The sequence below is a fragment of the Parendozoicomonas sp. 209JJ7-1 genome, assembly GCF_058147085.1.
The window spans coordinates 1-19,187 of the sequence record NZ_JBYVJU010000022.1 but is presented as its reverse complement, the minus strand read 5'-3'; the positions used below and the strand labels follow the sequence as shown (position 1 = coordinate 19,187).

Here is a 19,187-nt window from a genome sequence, read left to right as displayed (position 1 = left end):
ACGTACTCCTTTACTGGTAACGGATCTTGGGATCGATCACCGCATAAAGGATGTCAACGATCGCAGTAAACAGAATGGTGAGGGCACCAATAATAATGGTCAGACCCAATACCAGAGAGTAGTCACGGTTCAGGGCGCCATTCACAAAATGCTGTCCGATACCGGGCAGGCCGAATACGGTCTCAACCACCACGGAACCGGTGATAATGCCGACAAAGGCCGGGCCGAGATAAGAAATCACCGGCAGCAGAGAAGGCCGCAGAGCGTGACGCAGGATGATAATCCGCCAGGGCAGGCCCTTGGCCCGTGCAGTACGAATGTAGTTACTGTGCAGCACTTCAATCATGCTGCTGCGCTGGATACGGGCAATAGAGGCCATATACATAATGGCCATGGCGGTGACCGGCAGGATCATGTACTGCCATTCCCCGCCGTTCCAGCCACCGGCGGGTAGCCATTGCAGGGTGATTGCGAAGATCAGAACCAATAACGGGGCGATCACAAAAGATGGTAGAACAACTCCGGTCATGGCCAGAGCCATGATGATGTAGTCAAGAATGGTATTTTGTTTGAGTGCGGCAATGGTACCTATGGCGACGCCTATAAGAACGGTGAAGATAAAGGCGACAGCACCAATTTTCAGCGAAACGGGGAAACTCTGGCTGAGCAGGTCATTTACGGAGTAATCCCGGTATTTGAAAGAAGGACCTAAATCGCCTTTCGCGAGGTCTCCGAGATAATAGAAATATTGCTGCCATACGGGCTTATCCAAATTGTACTTGGCTTCAATGTTTTTCAGGATTTCAGGCGGTAAATTACGTTCACCGGTAAAGGGGCTACCGGGCGCTGCCTGCATAAGAAAGAAGGATATAGTTATCAGTACCAGCAAAGTAGGTACTGCTACGGCAAATCTTTTGATTATAAATTTCAGCATGAATATTCTGGTCCCTGAAGCGCCCGGAGCCGTTTCCGGCACCGGGCGCTGTTAGACTCATAAGCCCTTAGTGCTTGATGATATAAATATCACGAGAGTAGACGTTATCTTCCGGGTTGTTCATGGGATAACCGCCAACATAGGGCTTCACGAGGCGGCTGATGACATACTGATAGATGGGCAGCACTGGCATATCGGCAGCAAAGATCTGCTCAGCCTGCTCATAAATGAGGCCACGTTTACCTTCGTCCTGAGTTGACTTGGCTTTATCCAGCAGTTGATCATACTCGGCGTTAGCCCACTTGGCGTCGTTCAGGTCACTGTAGCTGGTCCAGAGGGAGAGCATGGTGGAAGCTTCGTTGTAGTCGCCAATCCAACCGGCACGGGACACCTGGAACTGGCCCTGACGGCGGGTATCCAGGTAAGTCTTCCACTCTTCGTTTCGCAGAGTCACTTTTACGCCAAGAGCCTGTTTCCACATCTGAGCGATAGCGATAGCCACTTTCTTGTGGGACTCACTGGTGTTGTACAGCAGTTCAACTTCCAGAGGGTTGTTCTTGTTGTAACCAGCTTCTGCCAGCAGGCGCTTGGCTTCCGCTATGCGCTCTTTCTGGGACATTTTCTCCCAGGCCAGGTCAGGCTTTACAAAACCATTCACTGAATCCGGAGTAAAACTGAAGATAGGCTTCTGGCCCTGTCCAACAACATAGTTGGCAATAGCGTCACGGTTAACGGCATAAGAGAGAGCTTTGCGAATACGGGCATCGTCAAAAGGTGCTTTCTTGTTGTTGAAGACGTAGTAGTAGGTACCGATTTTCGGGGTGACCTTTACATCACCGGGGATAGTCTTCTTAAGATTCTTGAAGTGATCCAGGGGAATCTCGTTGGTCATATCCAGCTCATTCGCCTTGTAGCGATTCAGCTCAGAGACCTGGGATACGATAGGCAGATAGTGGACTTCTTCAACAACAGTTTTGTCATTGTTCCAGTAGTAAGGATTGCGCTTGGAGACAATACGCTCGTTAACAATCCATTCGTCCATGGCGTAAGCGCCGTTGGAAACAATATTCTCAGAGCGTGTCCACTGGTCACCGTAGTTCTCTACGATCTTCTGGGGGGTCGGGAAGGTGGTGTAGTGGGCCAGCAGTTTGGGGAAGAAGGGAACGGGAGCTTTCAGGGTCACTTCAAAGGTGTGGTCATCAACGGCTTTTACGCCCAGCTTTTCGGGGGCTAATTTCCCATCGATGATCTCGTCAGCATTGACGATACCTGGAATCTGCATATACCAGGCATATTTGGAGGCGGTAGCAGGATCAACGGCACGGCGGAAGGAGTAAACGAAGTCGCCAGCAGTTACCGGATCACCGTTGGACCAACGGGCATTTTCACGAAGGTTGAAAGTGTAAACCAGTCCATCTTCAGAGACGCTCCAGCTTTCGGCGGTACCGGGTATGGTATTGCCATCGTCATCCTGGGTAACCAGACCTTCAAAAAGATCTCTGACTACGTAACCACCAGGAGAGCCTTCTACCTTCTGAGGGTCGAGAGAGGCGGGCTCGGAGCCTATACCACGGCGAAATACCTGTTCGGAGGCAAGCTCTGTGCCTTCGGGAACATCGGCTGCCTGAACCGGCAGTGCTGCACTGATCGCTGTGGCCAGAGCTAGGCTGGCAAATAAAGTTCTCTTTTTCATCCTGGACCTTAAAGTGTTGGCATTCGAAGCACGCCATGAGTGGAAAAACCACCCAAAATTTAACAGGCGAGCAATGTGTTTTTGAATGCAGCTGTGGTGTACGGAATGTGGCAGCCACTCTGCTTTATTATGAAATGAGCCTTCCCTGCCCAAGTAAAAATGACATACCTATGGTGATTGATGGTCGAGTTACATAAGATAAGTATTTCGCACAGAAAATAGCCATAAATATGCGTAACAGGCACTATATACTTCGTAAATGCCGTGTTGCAATAGGAATATTATGATGTAAATCAACAGGATATATGATTTCAGATGTTTCCTGCTTGTTTTTGTTTTTTTACGGTTTTATTTTTTGTCTTTTGCACTTTTTATGGTTTTTTTGTCTTTTTTGTGCCGCTGAAATTCAGAGAATATAAAAATATGAGGACTCCTGTGGTCAGTGACGACAAGCGTTGCAGCTGGTGTCATGGTGATGATCTGTACCGTAGTTACCACGACAATGAATGGGGTGTTCCCTGCCGGGACGATCAGCAGCTGTTTGAGTTTTTGATTCTGGAAGGTGCCCAGGCCGGCCTTTCCTGGATAACCGTGCTGCGTAAGCGCGAGCATTATCGCAAAGTGTTTGATGGTTTTGATCCTGAAAAAGTTGCTTTGTATGGGCCAGAGAAAGTCGAAGAGCTGCTGCAGGACCCGGGTATTATTCGTAATAAGCTGAAAGTGAACAGTGCTATTCGCAATGCCAAAGCCTATTTAAACATTCAGGAAAAGTATGGTTCTTTTTCTGATTACATCTGGTCGTTTGTAGATGGTAAGACCATTCAGAACAGCTATGCCTCTCTAAAAGAAGTGCCAGCTTCAACGGAGATTTCTGACCGCATGAGTAAAGCCCTGAAGAAAGAGGATTTTAATTTTGTGGGCAGTACGATTTGTTATGCGTTTATGCAGGCAACGGGGATGGTGAACGACCATGTAACCAGTTGTCATCGTTATTACAGGGTTTAACAGCATTCTCTTGTTCCACCTGCCTGCGGTTTTGTCCTGTACGTAAGGTAGACTCCTGTTCTATATGTTCTGTAGCGCCTAGCCTGCTCTGGTTTTTCCTATAGTGGAGGGGTACATAGCTATCCCTATGCAGTAAGAGGAAAATGTTATGAGGTTTCCTGCTCTCTTCTTCTCCTGTTCTCTATTTTTATCCAGCCATACTTTATTTGCTGACCTCGTTAACACTGTCAATGAGATAGAAGGACGGATCCAGCAGGGTGAGAGAGTTATGATCATTGTCATGGATATGGTTGAGGGACTGCCCACCAGTCGTAACGCTGTGATGGAAGTTGTTCGGGGCAATGTAGGACTGGTATCGCATTTTTTCAGTAATCAAAATGTCTGGCTTGCCAATGTCAGCTTTCAACCGGTAAAGGGCTATCCGATAGAACATATGCAGAGCTGGATAAGAGAGAAACAGCTTGAAGAGTTTTATTATCATATAGAAACAGAGTACGAGGTGGAGAATGGTGATTATGTTTACATCCGGGATATGGAGGAAAATCAAATGTGGCTTAGTTCCTTTGAAAGAATCTTTGACGGACATAAGACTGACACGGTACTTATAACAGGATGCACAGATGATAAAAGAGCAGAGGATATTGTAGATGCTGTTTTAAAAACAGGCCGCAAGTTATATATTGATCCAGACCTTAACCTTCTTCCAGGAGAAGCAGGGTCAGAAGAAATGGAACCGCTGAGTCTGGATAAGAGGAGGCAGATATCAAAAGAAAACTGGGGGAAAAAAATAGCTGAGAATGACGAATGGCAGAAAATTTTGAAAAAAACCCCTGAAAGGCTCCAGTTTGTGCCTGATGAAAGCGAAGGTCATGAAGACCGTTGTTCTCCCTGAATTTAACCAAGTCAAAAACAAGTTACAGGCTACTTTAGGCACGAGGTCTTTTCGACAGTAGAACAGATCGCCGAAACGCCTCTTATTGGCAGAAGTGGTGTTATATTCGGCACCTGTGAAATAAAAGTCAGCGGCGCACCTGAATGCGGGCTCCTAATGTTCTACTGGATGGAACAACACCCCTGGCACACTGCAGGTTCAGGTTCACGTGGGAGTGTTCTGATACTCTCGGGCTGCCCTATAGTCTCGCGGATAATCATACCCTCCATTGCCGGGCCTCCGGGCAGCTCCCCACGCATGACAAAATCTTCCAGTGCAATAGAATGCCGAACGCCAGAGGAATCCTCTACCCAGAACTCCCCTCCCAGACCATCTGACGTTGGTCTTTGGCCTGTACGTGCATTAAACCCAACCAGCTCAATATTGTCCGCATCGGAGTCTTTGACAGCCTGGAAAAATCGCCTTTGATTTTCTCCATCACAGCTCACAAAATCGATTCTGGAAACTTTGATTCTGTACCTTTTCAAAAAACCCATAATATCGGTACCCAGCTCATAGGAGTCGTAACCCTCAGCTCCACCCCGGGTAGTCTGCATCACTTCCTCCCCTCCTTCTATAGTTTCAGTCGCGTATTCCCATTCCACCATCCCTGAACTCCGGCCATGAACAGCCAGAATCAGCCGGCCATTGAAAACAAGTTCCCTGCCAGCTTGCAGCAAACCAAGAAACCTCCGTGTCATGGCGATCGTCCGGTCCTCCATAAGAGCCAGTGGTCCTGCGAAGAATTCACTTTCAATAGCCCCATAATTAAAAAAACCGAAAGCATTTCGGGAATCTCGCATAGCAGCTCCATGTAGGAAAGAATTCCCATGGAACCAGCTGGAAATCATCAGAGGACGATACTCAAGGGCATCGAAAACCAGCCCACCCCGTACTGTCGGCAACTCATTCGTACCAGAAGCATTGAAGGAAAGGAAAGCAACTGTAAAAGCTACGCCAAACCACAGTGTGTTCAAAAAAGCTGGTCTCATGGAAGCTTAACCTCGCTTTACTGCTCCCTTTCGCCTCCATGAAAGCCTTCACTTTGGCTGCATTTATAGCTATAGAGACACTATTTTACTGGTATTATTATAGTGACATCACTGCTGCCCGGTTTAGGTTTTTCCGCTTATTGTAAAACCCTGGTGCGTGTCGCGTTGAAGGCTCTGAACTGGACAGCAATGTAGTGACATCGTCAGTCCGCTACGCAAGTACAAACGCAAATACAGGAGAACAAAGAGATCTTTCAAACACGCATTGTATATCCAGCTGTATACCTGGCTACCGGCGAAGCTGGAAGATTATGTGATGTTTACAGTCTTGCCCCTATTACCTGTTTTTCTTTGGTTTTTTTTGGTTTGGGGAGAAGACTTGAGTGTTTTGAAATATTCTGGTTCTTCGAACCAGATAGAATCCTGCATAAGAGTATTAATCCAGCGGCACCTGGAAATCTTTCGCCGTGTAGAATACGGGTCTGGTTTTCTAGAGTGTCCAGACTGTCTGCAGTCCATGCATAAAATTCATCATTGGTTATTTTGATAATCATGACGGTATGACTGAAATCAGTACCTTGGCTTCTAGCAATTAGCCTGCTTGTTGAGGCTGTTCCGCTGCATAGTAAAATTGAACCTGTAGAAATTGTGTCTTTGATTTTTTCCAGGGTTGGAAGGCTATTCTCCTCGCAGGGGTTTGGGTGGGTGAAGGTTTTCATTGCAATCCATGCAGCAAAAGAAATAGTGGACTCAAGCATAATGCTATTTGTATTTATATTAGCTTTGGGGGTTGGGAGGCCATAGAGTATTTATTGAATGCAGGAATATTATAATTTCTTACAAGAAAAAATATAAATATCAGGATGAAAAATGGGCAGGAATGTTGTGAATGAATATCAGTGAATATGACTGGCGAATGTCGTCCAGTAATCGCTGGCTTATGGCGGCAGTAACGGCATTACTTTGTATCCCCATGTTGATTGCCTTGATTGTTGGTATTTTTAAAGGCACTCATTCATCGAACGTTGCCAATGGAGGAACGGTTGTCCTTGAAGGGCATGATTATCTTCCCGTCAGATTGCGAGGTGAGTGGCGCTTTTACTGGAATGAACTGCTGACGCCGGAAACCATTCACAGTAAATCGGTATTGTTGACTATCCCTTCCCGCTGGAACAGAACTTCGAGTGAGTCAGCTTCTTACCCAGGTCAGGGGCATGGTACTTTTGCTTTGACTGTTGAACTTCCTGAGTCAAGAGGAGACTTGGGTATAAAAATTCCCGCTGTCTATCGAGCCGCAAGAGTATGGGTCAATGGTCATGAAATCGCGGAACTGGGACGACCGGGGACTGGCCCTGAAACAGAGAAGCCCTATGACTTTCATATTCTGCAGCCACTTCCCGAAGACAGCCGCTATGAAATTATTGTGCAGGTTTCCAGTTATCACCATATTGACGGAGGCATTGCCCGCACGCCGGTAATAGACCTTTGGGAAACCATGCAGAATGATGAGAAAAACCGTATTGCTCAGGCCATGACGCTGGTTGTTTCCAGTTTGACCCTTGGTACATTCCTGCTCATGTTGCTGCTTAGCAGCGCTATGGACAGGAGTCTCCTTTATCTATCTATTACTTTTCTGGCAATAAGTTTAAGAATATTCTGTGTTGAGAAAATTATTCTTCACTGGCTCCCTGATGCTGATATGGAGTGGCTGTTAAGGGGAGAGTATGTGGGGATGTTTCTGGTGGCTTCGTCTTATCTGATGTTCCTGCAAAGGCTGTTTCCTGAACAGATTCGTCGGCCTCCATTATTATGGTACTGGCGCATAGGCTGGCTCTTTGCGGCTGTTACTGTGGTGGTGCCTGCAGAGTTGTACAGCTATTTCCGCGATCCCTGGAATCTGGTCACACTGGTTTGTCTTGGTTATCTGTTATTTTGCATGGGCAAAGTGGTTGTACGTCGGGAATCCGGATATTTGCAGATGGGTATGCTGGGTATTGTGTTTGCGTTAATGGTTATCAATGAGGTGGCATTTTATACTCGCTGGACAGAGTTCCGTATGACCTACTGGGGCTATGTCGTAATTTCCGTGACCAGCGTGTTTTTTATGGGGGCCAGGATACGGGCGTTGTTTGATGCGGCAACCATGCGTAATGAGGAACTGCAGAAAGCTGTTGAGGGCAGAACTCTTGAACTGAATCAGAGGCTGGAGGAGTTAGAGGAGGCCCGCTCACAGGCTTACGAAGCCTCCATGAAGAAAAGCGAGTTGATGGCGGTGATGAGTCATGAGGTCAGAACGCCCTTAAGCGGTTTGATTGGCTCAGTGCGCTTATTGGAGAAAGCAAATCTCTCTTCCCGGGAACAGGAACTTCGGAGAAATGCCCAGCAGTCGGGTGAGTCATTGCTGGAAATAGTGAACGATCTGCTGGATTTTTCCCGCTGGGAAACCGGGGAGCATGTTCTCAGGCTGGAGAGGTTTGAGCTGCGCCAATGGCTCGCCTCAATAGAGGGGCTAATGGGAATGTCTGCAAGGGATAAGCGTCTGGTATTGACCGTTGAGTGCAGAAATATTCCTGATGGAGAGTTCTGGCTGTACGGTGATCATCAGAAACTTCGGCAGGTGGTGATTAATCTTATCCATAACGCTATTAAGTTTACCTCCCACGGTACAGTCAGTGTGATTGCCAGGTATGGAGCAGGACGTTTGATGATCTCTGTGGAAGATACTGGAGCAGGTATTTCTCCACGGGATAAGGAAAATATTTTTGACCGTTTCGTGCAGTTGGGAGATGGCCATGGAGCTGCCCATAAAGGGGCAGGTCTGGGGCTGGCGATTACCCGTCGAATTGTGACCCGGATGGCAGGCCAGATTACCCTGACAAGTGAGGAAGGAGTGGGCAGCTGTTTTTCGATTCTTATTCCCATCAGTCAGATTTCCCCTCCCCGGAATAAGGTTCCATTGAATCCTGTTACAGAAAGGCCAGCTGAATCATTAAATATCCTGCTGGTGGAAGATGACCCTGCCAACAGCCTGTATGTCAGTGAATTAATCAACAGTGAAGGCCATATATGTCTGTGCGCGGACAGTGGTAAAGAAGCTCTGGAGAAGATTGAACGTCAGAGTTTTGATATTTGTATTCTGGATATCAATCTTCCGGACACAGATGGTGTCAGGTTGCGGGAAGATATCGTATCCAGAGTTTCTGAGCGGCCCGATTATGAGGTGGTGAGATTTATCGCTTTAACGGGAGACAAAGCCAGTGCCTGTTCCATAGACGGGGCGATGGAAGGCTTTGACGATATTCTTCAGAAGCCCATAGACAGGGATACGCTGCAGAAGATTCTCAATACAGAGAGAACTGATGTTGCCAGAAAACAAAACATGGGAGATGTCTCTGCACAACATCAGGGACGGCTGGAAGAACTTGTGGAGCTGCTTGGCACAGGAGGTGTTGAAGCACTTCTGGATGTGGCCGAGGAGTCCGTAGATCAATCTCTCACCATGCTGGAAGAGGCTATCGCTCAGAAAAACCATGATGATATAGTCGCCGCAGCCCACAGACTGAGCAGCGCGGCATTAACCGTGGGAATGGATGCTGTTGTTGATCTGGCCAAAGCTGTTGAGCGACAGAGTGATTGCAGTTCTGAAGAGCTGGGCCGGATGCGTCAGTTATGGGATTCAGAACTGAAGGTATTCAAGCAGGCGTTGCAAGGCTCTCCTGTTTCCGGGGAAGTGAGTTAAGCAGTTTATACAGGGCTGTTTGAGAGGCTGGTTTTCTGAGTACGCCATCGAAAAGGTGCTCATATTCCGTCAGCTGCTCAGGTACAAGATTGGCAGTGTAGGCATAGAGGGGGAGTGTTGAGAGCCGTTTATCTTCAAGCGTTTTTATAGCTTTTCTGAGCTCTATTCCAGACATGGGGTACATCTGAATATCAACCAGAATAACGTCCAGATCCGGAGTCAACAGAGACAGAGCCTCACTTCCTGACCGGGCACTGATAATTGTGCACTGCTCAGGGGGTAACAGCAGGTGAAGCACCTGGTGGTTCAGCGGGTCGTCATCAACAACAAGAATACGGTATTTGCGGGACAGAGCAGGTTGATAATCAAGCTGTTGCTCCCCTTGCTTCAGTTGCAGGTTAATGGTGAAAGTGTTGCCCTGATCTGGTGTGCTATCCAGCCGGATAGAACCACCCAAAGCTTTGATAATGATATTGCTGATACCCAACCCTAATGTGCTGCCTGAGTAATTCTGCAACTCCTGGGAGTTAAAGTCGTGGTAGGTTTTGAAGAGTTGGTGAATTTGTTTGTTATTCAAGCCTGGGCTTGTATCCGTGATTTGAACCGTCAGCTGCCAGTTTTGGTTAGGGAGCGGCTGGCTTTTTCCGACTACCAGAATTCTGCCCTTTTCCGTTGTGCGTATGCAGTAGTGAATGATATTGAGAAGAACCAGTTGCAGACGGTTGCCATCCCCATTAAGAAAAGCTGGCAGATTTTTCATTTCAAGATTTAAATCAATACCTTTTTCATCGGTATAGGGGTGAAGCAGGCAAACCGTGTCTTCCAGTAATTTTCCCGGGTTGAAAGATACAGGGTTAAGAACCAGTTTTCCCTGTTCAACGCTGATTTGATCCAGCAGCTGTTCAATAAGCATGGCAATCATGTCACCGGTGCTTTTTAAAGCACTTGCCATCCGTTGCTGGTGGAGAGAGAGGTGGGTTTGCAGCAGGGCTTTTGTTGTTGCCTGAATACCGTTAACGGGAGTTCTGAGCTCGTGACTCAGCATATTAATGAAATGGGATTTGGCCTGGTTTTCTCTGGTCAATGTCGCTTGTGTACTCTCAAGTTCCAGGAGCTTTTGATTGAGATCCAGGTTTTTTTCAACCAGCAGGTCATCCAGTTCCCGTGAGCGGGCTGAGGCAAGTTTGAAATTCTGGTGTGTACGATCCCCTACCACAAAAGCACTGATAACAATCCATAAAGAAAAAGAGTAAGGGGTGATAAGCAGAGTATAATCAGAGGATATAAGGCGTATAAGGTCATGAAGAATACTGCCTATCAGAAAAATTCCAATTATCAGAATGGGAAGACTTCCCCGTATTCTCCTTCTACAGGCTGTGATTATGCCAGTAAGGCTGTAGAAGCAGGTGAGAACTGAGAACAGCCAGCAGGCGTTCATATAAATGGGGTTACTCAACAGAGTCTTTGAGAAGGCTGCGAGTGTCATGAGGGCAGAAAGGCCAAAAATCCAGCGGATGATTTTCTTGTTGTAACAGTCCGGAAACAATAAATAGAGCAATACAGGATAGGTTCCGGAAAAAGCCCAGGCGGAAGTCCACTCAATGGTTCTCAGGGAATAAAAATTCACAGCGGGAAGCAGGAAATTGCCGTCTATCTTATGACCAATAAAGGCTCTCAGAGCAATCAGAAGAGCGAGACAGCCAAAAGTCAGCAACAGAAGTTCTTTTCTATGGAATAAGTAGAGAACAAGGAAGTAGAAGCCGAAAAACAGGTAGCCCCCAAGGCTGATCATCATAAAGGCATGACGTATTTCATACCTTTGGGTGAGTTCTGCTTCTGTTCCAAGAGTTATAGGTCGTTTGGGGCCACCATGATAGAGAGCATAGTTGGACAACTGCCAGACCAGCTCAAGATCAGGCGTATGCGGCAGGGGAATGAAATGCTCCCGCCAGACAGTGTCTGTTTTGCCTGAATGAACGCCAGGTGTACCTACGCTGGCAAGCTCTTCTCCGTTTACCCATAACCGCCAGCTGGTATTCTGGACCGGAATATTCAGCATCATATCGGGGGGGTGGTCTGAAAGCCTGATTTTCAGCCTGTAGGTAACTGTGCCTTTGTTAGGCAACCCCTGGTCTTTCCAGACCGCAGGAATCGTCAAATAGTTTTTGGGGAAAGGTTCATTTGGCTTTAACAGTTGGCCGGGCGCTGCCTGCCATTGACCATTGAGCTGGAGCAAAGGCTGATTGTTGAAATCCCGGTTTTGAAGATTGATAAAGCCTTGGCGAACATGGGGCATGTCCTGGGTATTTGCATAAGTGCAGGATACCCCGATAAGAATGAAAAGCTGTAAGAGCCTGTTCATGATCTTTCATGGAAAGCGAAAATGTCGAGAAAGCTACAGTTTTTCTGGTTTTTCGAGGCGCATAGTGGTGCTATGCAACGAGGAAAAGCGGAGAAAATGTAGTTTTTATTCGGCATTTTCAGCCTACGATAAGATTGTGAACAGGCTCTAAGAGCAGATTAAACTTTGCTCTTGGCGAAAACATAACCAACACCATATTGGGTTTTTATTAACTGGTTGTTTCCGGATATTTTGGCCAGTTTGGTGCGGAGTTTACTGACCAGAACATCAATACCCCGATCATCAGGATGCCACTCTGAGCGCCCAAGGGTATGTCCAAGCTCTTCTCTGGAAAGTGGTGTATTGGCATGTTGAATCATGAAATCCAGAAGGCGGGCCTCGTTACGGGTCAGGCTGATATCGTCCCCATGATTATTATTAATCATCATCTTCTGCCTGCTGAAATGCCAGCTTTGAAAGCTGATATGTTGCTCCTGGCTGAATTTATCTACACCGGAACGAACCCTGTTAAGGAGGTTTTTAGCACAGGCAATAACTTCTCTCAGAGGCAGGGGCTTGGTGTAATAGGCATCTGCGCCATTTTCCATGGCGACAATCTTTTCAATCGGATCATCACAGGAGGTTGTAAATATCACGCCGGCATTACTGCGTTTGCGGAGTTCTTTACACAGAGTTTGACCGTCCAGACCAGGCAGGCGCAGGTCGAGAAAAACAATATCAATGTCATTCTTATGGACAAATGCGGGAATATCCATGTCTTCTGACCACTCCAGGGTCTGCCAACCCTGGGATCGGAGATAGTTAGCCAGAAGAGTATGGGCCGCTGCTTCATCTTCAACGATCAGTGCTTTCGGTATTTTTGATTCCATACGGCTCCCTCCCCTGCGAAATACAGCTATATCTGCAATACCGATGACCTTTTAATCCTGAAAGGTAAATCAAATGTAATAATTTTTATAAAAGTTTGTAGTGTTAGAGAAGATTCTATTGCCTTCTGATCACAATGTCAGCAGGAATCATGACTGATTGATTATATTCTTTTTACCGTCACTGATTGTGCATTGAGTTGTGTTAGATGTTTTGAATTAATGAGAAGTTATAGGTTGGCGGTATGTTTTATTCAGTAATGATTTTTTTACTTTTGACACTTATGTGTTTATTGGTCGCAATAGCCGTAGAAGCTCTGAGGATAGATTGATGCTCAGAGAGGTGGAAGTTATGCGAAGAGGGCGAGTGATTGCCAGGTTCTCTGTATATCAAAATAACCGCTGGTGGAAAAGACTGCTTGGGTTGGTGAAAGTTTCTGAAGTATCCGAACCACTGGTGACACCTTGTTATGGGATTTATGCCTTGCTGTCTTTAGCGCCGGCGAATGTTGTGTTTTTAGGCGATAGTGACAGGGTGCTTATGGATGCCGTTCAGGTAAAGCCCTGGCGGTTGGCGGTAAACCTGAGAGCAAGAACGGTCCTTGAATACCAGTGTGAAACGTTTGAGACGGTGAATATAGAAAAGGGTGATGTTATTTCCTGGGTGGGTTAGTGGGCTCAGTTTGGAGTAAGAAGTAATCTGGATATTATACTTTGATATCTGAATTTGAAGCATCGCTCATTTTCAGATGAGAAGCAGGTAAACAAGGATGTTTATGCTGTAGATGGGAGTGATATGGATATTTTTTTAAGCTTTGAGTCGATGTTAAGGGAATGCTCCTGTAAAGAATGGGAGACCCAGGTCTCTGGGCAGACACTTAAGATAGGACTTTCCTGTCAACTTCATGAAGAAGAGGGATGCTGGCAGGAGTTTAAAGGTTATATGATGGACTCCCTTGTCCTCTGCAGCCTTAAAGGCTCTTCCCCGAAAAATGCTTCCCCGGCTACACAGCCCTGGCATCAGAGTGTGTATTTCCAGCAGAGTCGCTTTTATATCATCTATGTGCCTGTGGCTGGTGCAGTGAAAACTTCCGATGATTCTTGCTACCGTGTTGTAACCCCTGGGCAATCCCTTGTTGTTCACTCCAGAAATGAGAAGCAGACCTGGCTGAGTGGAAATTTTTCTGGCGTGATTATGGCTGTACCGGAAGAGTTTCTGCTTGCGGAGAGCGTCCAACGGGATGGTTTGTCTGTCTGTATTCTTAACAGCGAAGAATCTGGCTCTGTACGTCTTGCTTTGCAGATGGCAGGCAGCCTTCCTGATGTTCTGGACTATGAACCCGGCCTTTCCCGGCGCAGGGAGCTTTCCCATTACCTGCTGGGTTTGCTGAGAATGTCTGTTCAGACAGAGTATGAATTGAACAGCGGTATGACAGGCCGGCAACAGCTGCACTGTGAGCGTATTTTCACCGAGATAGAGAAGCAGTTAGATAATCCGGATCTTGATCTTGAGAGAATCGCGGACAGTGTTCATCTGTCTGCATCTTATGTCAGCCGTTTATTGAGTCTGCACGGGGCAGGATTTCGGGAAGAGCTAAGATCCCGAAGGCTGGAGCGTGTCGCGGCAGCCCTGAGGGATCCGAAACAACGAAGTGCAAGCGTGACCATTCTTGCACTGGAGCATGGATTCAGTAATGGCAGCGCTTTTTCCCGAACCTTTTGTAAAAAATTTGGTAAGTCACCAAGAGAATATCGGAAAAGACAACCCGAACGGGTGTTATCAAATATCAGCACGGCGGAATGATAATGTAGTTATGTGACACAGTTCTCAAAAAATCAGAAGGTTAGAGTGGTATTTATCAGCAACTTCTCACAAACCGTTCTTCTGATGCACAAAACGGTGCGTTCCCTGCACAGCAGAAAAATCAGCCAGTTATACAATTTTCAAGATTAAGAATTCACTGACTCTGAATAAACAGGGTACACAGGGATTGTGCGGTCCGTGGCTGGAGCGCGGCAAAAGCAAAGGGTGAGGGTTATGGATAACTCGGTAATAGATAACGGCAGCATAACAGGTGGAAAATTAGCCGCCTGCCTTATGACGCTATGCAGTATTTATGAAAAAAGCGTAAGCATTAAAACCCTTCTGGCGGGTTTGCCTTTGCGTGATGGTGAGCTTACGCCATCTCTATTTCATCGGGCGGCTTCAAGAGCAGGCCTTTCAGGAAGAGTATGCCCTGTTCCCCAATCTGAACTACCCGGCTGTGACTTACCTGTCGTTCTTTTACTGGAAGACAGCGCTGCAGTCCTTCTTCACCTGGATATCACCCACGATGAAGCCCTGGTCTGGGAAAATGGCCATCAATCCATGGAACCGGTGAACAGGGTTATGGAACGTTACACAGGCTATGCCATTCCGGTGTCGATAGCTGAAGAGGACGGACTGGAAACAGGGGAAGAGGCGTCGTCCAAGACTGTTCCCCGTTATCAGTGGTTTGCGGATGTGGTGAAATCCCACTGGCGGGTTTACCGGGATGTACTGGTGGCCAGCTTTCTTATTAATGTTTTTGCTCTTGTTTCCCCGCTGTTCGTGATGAATGTGTATGACCGCGTTGTGCCCAACAATGCCACAGAAACCCTGTGGATGCTGGCGGCTGGTGTCATGCTCGCCTTTCTGTTTGATTTCGCCCTGAAAGTGCAGAGGGCCTGGTTTATTGACCATGCCGGGAAAAGCATTGATCAGGAGTTATCTGCAAAACTGTTTGAGAAAACCCTTGGTTTAAGAATGGACGCCAGACCGGTCTCTACCGGTAGCTTTGTTAATAACCTGAATGAGTTTGACAGCCTGCGTTCCTTTATTACTTCAGCCTGTATTACCACGCTGGTGGACCTGCCATTTGTGGTGCTGTTCCTTGGTTTGATTATCTGGATTGGCGGAGCGCTGGCTGTCATACCTTTGGTATGCATGGCTCTGTGTCTGGGCATTGCCTGGGCTTTAAATCGTCCCCTTCAGGAACGGATTTTAAAACAACAACAGGTTTCGGCTTCACGACAGGGGCTTGTTACCGAAGTGCTGCAGGGGCTGGAAGATATTAAAACCAGCCGGGCAGAATCCGCCATGCAGTTTCGCTGGGAGCGGATGGTTTCTTTTCTGGCGGCCAACGGACTGACAATTCGCAGATTGCAGAATCTGAGCAGCAATAGCGCCATGTTTATTCTGCAATTAAATACCGTTTTCCTGGTGATTGGTGGCGTGTACCTGATTGGCAGTGGTGCTCTCTCTATGGGGGGATTGATCGCCATTATTATGATTGCCGGACGCTGTGCCGCTCCCATCACTCAACTGATTGGTTTATTAAACCAGTATGAGCGGGCGAAGCAGGCGCTGGATCAGGGCGAACATATTATTACCCTGCCCCAGGAACGGGAGAAGGGGCGTTCCTATCTCAGAATCAAACACCTGCAGGCTGCATGGCTCGGGCAGGGATTGAGTTTTGCCTACCCGGAACAGCCTCCCTTATTGGCAGGTCTGGATTTCCGCATTAAACCGGGTGAAAAGGTCGCCATTCTAGGACGCATGGGCTCTGGTAAAACCTCTCTGGTAAAACTGATGCTCGGTTTGCATCAGCCAACGGATGGCAGCCTTTCCCTGGATGGTATTGATCTTCGCCAGTTAGACCCGGCCTTGCTTCGTGAGCATATCGGTTATGTGCCCCAGTCTGTCGGCCTGATCAGCGGCACCATTCGGGAAAATATTGTTATGGGGCGAACCGGTGTCAGCGATGAAGAGATTCTTCGTGTCGCAAGGCTGGCAGGGCTGGGTGAGTTGATTGGCAGCAGCGCCAATGGCCTGGATTTTCAGGTGGGAGAATCCGGAAGACATTTATCGGGAGGTCAGATTCAGGCTGTTGGTCTGGCAAGAGCCCTGGTGGGTGACCCTGAAATCATGGTGATGGATGAGCCTTCCAGCGCCATGGATAACCACACCGCTGCCCGTATCTGCGAAACCCTGCGCCATGTCTGCGAAAACAAAACTCTGATTATGGTGACCCATCAACTCTCAATGCTGGCGCTGGTGGACAGAATTATCGTGCTGGAAAAGGGGCGGATTATTGCGGATGGCCCATCGGAGATGCTGGCCGGTGTTTACGGGGATGATAAGGCCAGAGAGCAGTCTGCAAAGGCAGGGTAATTCACAGGATTCACGGAAGAATCAGTATGAAAGATTTTTTAACAGAGCAGAACGAACAAGAGAACGAGGTGTTCTCATTGGAGAGTGATGCCCGGGAAACCATTTTACGGCAAAGCCCGGCCGGTGGTCGAATGCTTTTACTGGTGACGCTGGTGGCGGTTTTCGTTTTTCTGCTCTGGGCAACATTTACCGAGATGGATGAGATTACCCGGGGAACAGGCAAGGTGATACCTTCACGGCAGGTACAGGATGTGCAAAACCTCGAAGGGGGAATAGTCGCTGATATTCTGGTGAAAGATGGTGAGATTGTAGAGAAAGGTCAGGTGCTGCTGGTGCTTGATGATACCCGGTTTATGTCCAGCCTGGATGGGCAGGAAGTTAACATCCTGGCTCTTGAAGCCAAACGTGTAAGGATCTTGGCGGAGATTGAAGGGCAGGAGCCGGATATTCCCGATCATGTATGGAAAGCCGCTCCCGAGCTGGCCCAGCAGGAATCGGATATTTATTTCAGTCGGCTGGAAGAGCTTCAGGGAAGAAAGAGCGTACTCCATGAACAGCTTCAGCAGCAGAAGCGTCAATACGAAGAGGTCAATGCCCAGCGCAGCCAGCTGCAAAGGAGGATGAAATTTCTGAAAGAAGAGCGGGATATTGCCACCGGACTGGCAAAAATAGGTGCGGTGTCCCGTATAGAAGTATTGAGGCTTGAACGACAGGTCAGCGATACAATCGGGGAGCTGGCTGTAAACAAGAAGACAGCGGAACGGTTGCTCGCCCAGCAGCAGGAAACGAAACAGCGTATTAATGAACTGCAGCTCACGTTTATCAGTAATACCCGGACAGAGTTGAATGAGACGGTTGCCCGTTTGAAAGAGCTGGAAGCTACGGAAGCGGCTTTATCAGACAGGGTAGACAGGGCGCAGGTGCGCTCGCCGGTAAAAGGGGTGGTGAAACAGATTCTGGCTAATACCGAAGGTGGCGTTGTTCAACCAGGGATGAAAATGATGGAAATAGTCCCCCTGGATGACCGACTGCTGATAGAGACAAGAATTCGCCCGCAGGATATCGGGTTTCTTCATCCCGGCCAGAAGGCTGTTGTCAGGTTTACTGCCTACGACTTTACCGTTTACGGCGGTTTGGAAGGGCGGCTTACCCATCTTGGGGCGGACACCATTACCGATGAAAAAGGCGAGAGTTTTTATATCGCTCATGTGGAAACAGACAGAAACACCCTGGAAATTGGTGGAACCGCAGAAGGAAACAAGGACAAGCCTGTGATAACCGGAATGGTGGCAAATATCGACATTATTACCGGTAAGAAAAGTCTTATGTCGTATTTAATGAAGCCGGTGTTAAGGGCAAAACAACTGGCTTTCAGCGAGCGTTAAAGGTTTCAGGAATATTAAAAATAAACGGAATTAAAAACAAATTAGAGGGATATATTTATGAATACGATTGCAGATAAACAACTGGGTGTCGTTCAACAAGTGACCGGTGATGTCGTCCTCCTGAAAGCTGATGGGACTGAGAGTCTGCTGCAGGTCGGGGATCTTATAAATATCGGTGACCGGGTTATTGCCCGGGATGGCGAGGCGATTATCCAGTTTGGCAATGGCCGGATAACCGGTGTTATTGGCAATGAGACCCTCAATTTTGGTGACAGCGACCTACTGGCTGCTTTGGGTTTTGACCAGTCTGGTAAAGTGGTTGATAACATTATTACCTTACCGGCCACGGCAGCTGGTGATGATATTAATGTTGACCTGCCTGATGAGCCTCCCGGTGCCGGCGAGCCTGATCTCCCATCCGAGCCTCCTGGTGCGGGTGCTCCCGGGAATACGGGTTCCAGTCAAACAATAAATACCCCTCTGGATATACGGGAAATACAAGTTCAGTTTGGATTTATTACCGAAGGCCTAGAGGCAGCATCATTGCGTAATGTGGATGATGTGGTGGTTCCTGTTCCTTTCGAGGATTCTTCTCCACAAATATCCACAGGTAATATTACTCTGGAAGATCAGGTTCGTTCTGATGAAGAAGCTGGTACCGGCTTATCCGCCTCTGTCGGGTTTGCCATTTCCAGCCCCGATGGAATTTCCAGTGTTGTCTTCAGCCCTTCCAGTATTGGTCAGTTAAACAGTGGCGGTTATACATCTGCTGGCGACAGCATATTGTTTGCCCTGAGTGCTGATGGGCAGACAATTACCGGTACCGCAAATGGCTTCACTATCCTTGAGATCTCCCTGACATCCCCCGGTGATTTAACTTCAGGAACGATAACAGCAACGATTTATGGCCAGTTTGACCACGGCGAGATCAGCGATGTTCTGACCCTTTCGGGTTTGGCCCTGCAGGTTACGGATAGTGATGGTGACCAGGCAGCGACCCAGGTATCGGTGCGGGTGAATGACGGCCAGCCAGAGATTGCAATCACCGGCGGCGATTCTGTCGTTGAAGGCAGCACCCTGAACGGCAC

General features: G+C 47.7%; 14 protein-coding genes. 8 read left to right on the top strand and 6 right to left on the bottom strand.

Annotated features, from left to right (window positions below):
• Positions 1-10: 10 nt before the first annotated feature.
• A complete protein-coding gene (gene oppB, locus ACY2RQ_RS17800; protein WP_490114347.1) occupies positions 11-934 on the bottom strand; it encodes an oligopeptide ABC transporter permease OppB in 924 nt (307 codons plus the stop codon).
• A 67-nt stretch (positions 935-1,001) separates the two neighbouring features.
• Entirely contained in the window at positions 1,002-2,627 is a 1,626-nt protein-coding gene (locus ACY2RQ_RS17795; protein WP_490114346.1) for a peptide ABC transporter substrate-binding protein, read from the bottom strand.
• Between the two features lie 423 nt (positions 2,628-3,050).
• Here ACY2RQ_RS17795 and ACY2RQ_RS17790 point away from each other — a divergent pair, with 423 nt between their 5' ends.
• Positions 3,051-3,632, top strand: coding sequence for a DNA-3-methyladenine glycosylase I (locus tag ACY2RQ_RS17790; RefSeq protein WP_490114345.1), 582 nt, complete (start codon positions 3,051-3,053; stop codon positions 3,630-3,632).
• A 148-nt stretch (positions 3,633-3,780) separates the two neighbouring features.
• Positions 3,781-4,524 (top strand): hypothetical protein, encoded by a 744-nt coding sequence (locus tag ACY2RQ_RS17785; RefSeq protein WP_490114344.1) that lies wholly within the window; start codon positions 3,781-3,783, stop codon positions 4,522-4,524.
• A 161-nt stretch (positions 4,525-4,685) separates the two neighbouring features.
• Here the strand turns inward: ACY2RQ_RS17785 and ACY2RQ_RS17780 are convergent, their stop codons facing one another.
• Together ACY2RQ_RS17780 and ACY2RQ_RS17775 are read right to left on the bottom strand one after the other, a co-directional pair.
• The gene (locus tag ACY2RQ_RS17780; protein ID WP_490114343.1) at positions 4,686-5,555 is read right to left on the bottom strand and encodes a hypothetical protein; all 870 of its coding nucleotides are present in this window, start codon (positions 5,553-5,555) and stop codon (positions 4,686-4,688) included.
• Between the two features lie 320 nt (positions 5,556-5,875).
• Positions 5,876-6,313 carry a hypothetical protein gene (locus tag ACY2RQ_RS17775; RefSeq protein WP_490114342.1) on the bottom strand — a complete coding sequence of 146 codons (438 nt, stop codon included), beginning with the start codon at positions 6,311-6,313 and terminating at the stop codon, positions 5,876-5,878.
• Between the two features lie 131 nt (positions 6,314-6,444).
• On the opposite strand from ACY2RQ_RS17775, the gene ACY2RQ_RS17770 reads away from it, so the two are divergent.
• Positions 6,445-9,294, top strand: coding sequence for an ATP-binding protein (locus ACY2RQ_RS17770; protein ID WP_490114341.1), 2,850 nt, complete (start codon positions 6,445-6,447; stop codon positions 9,292-9,294).
• Here ACY2RQ_RS17770 and ACY2RQ_RS17765 read toward each other — a convergent pair.
• Together ACY2RQ_RS17765 and ACY2RQ_RS17760 are read right to left on the bottom strand one after the other, a co-directional pair.
• Positions 9,248-11,656, bottom strand: a complete 2,409-nt coding sequence (locus tag ACY2RQ_RS17765; protein WP_490114340.1) for an ATP-binding protein — start codon at positions 11,654-11,656, stop codon at positions 9,248-9,250. The genes ACY2RQ_RS17770 and ACY2RQ_RS17765 overlap by 47 nt on opposite strands.
• Positions 11,657-11,814: 158 nt before the next feature.
• Positions 11,815-12,525 carry a response regulator gene (locus ACY2RQ_RS17760; protein ID WP_490114339.1) on the bottom strand — a complete coding sequence of 237 codons (711 nt, stop codon included), beginning with the start codon at positions 12,523-12,525 and terminating at the stop codon, positions 11,815-11,817.
• Between the two features lie 328 nt (positions 12,526-12,853).
• Here ACY2RQ_RS17760 and ACY2RQ_RS17755 point away from each other — a divergent pair, with 328 nt between their 5' ends.
• The 5 genes from ACY2RQ_RS17755 to ACY2RQ_RS17735 form a co-directional block, all read left to right on the top strand.
• Positions 12,854-13,195 carry a DUF192 domain-containing protein gene (locus tag ACY2RQ_RS17755; protein ID WP_490114338.1) on the top strand — a complete coding sequence of 114 codons (342 nt, stop codon included), beginning with the start codon at positions 12,854-12,856 and terminating at the stop codon, positions 13,193-13,195.
• 270 nt (positions 13,196-13,465) lie between these two features.
• Positions 13,466-14,326 carry a helix-turn-helix transcriptional regulator gene (locus tag ACY2RQ_RS17750; protein ID WP_490114337.1) on the top strand — a complete coding sequence of 287 codons (861 nt, stop codon included), beginning with the start codon at positions 13,466-13,468 and terminating at the stop codon, positions 14,324-14,326.
• A 234-nt stretch (positions 14,327-14,560) separates the two neighbouring features.
• Positions 14,561-16,714, top strand: coding sequence for a type I secretion system permease/ATPase (locus ACY2RQ_RS17745; protein WP_490114336.1), 2,154 nt, complete (start codon positions 14,561-14,563; stop codon positions 16,712-16,714).
• Between the two features lie 26 nt (positions 16,715-16,740).
• Positions 16,741-18,099 (top strand): HlyD family type I secretion periplasmic adaptor subunit, encoded by a 1,359-nt coding sequence (locus ACY2RQ_RS17740; protein ID WP_490114335.1) that lies wholly within the window; start codon positions 16,741-16,743, stop codon positions 18,097-18,099.
• Positions 18,100-18,156: 57 nt separating this feature from the next.
• Positions 18,157-19,187, top strand: a 1,031-nt coding sequence (locus tag ACY2RQ_RS17735; RefSeq protein ID WP_490114334.1) for a hypothetical protein, incomplete at its 3' end; no start/stop codon positions are given.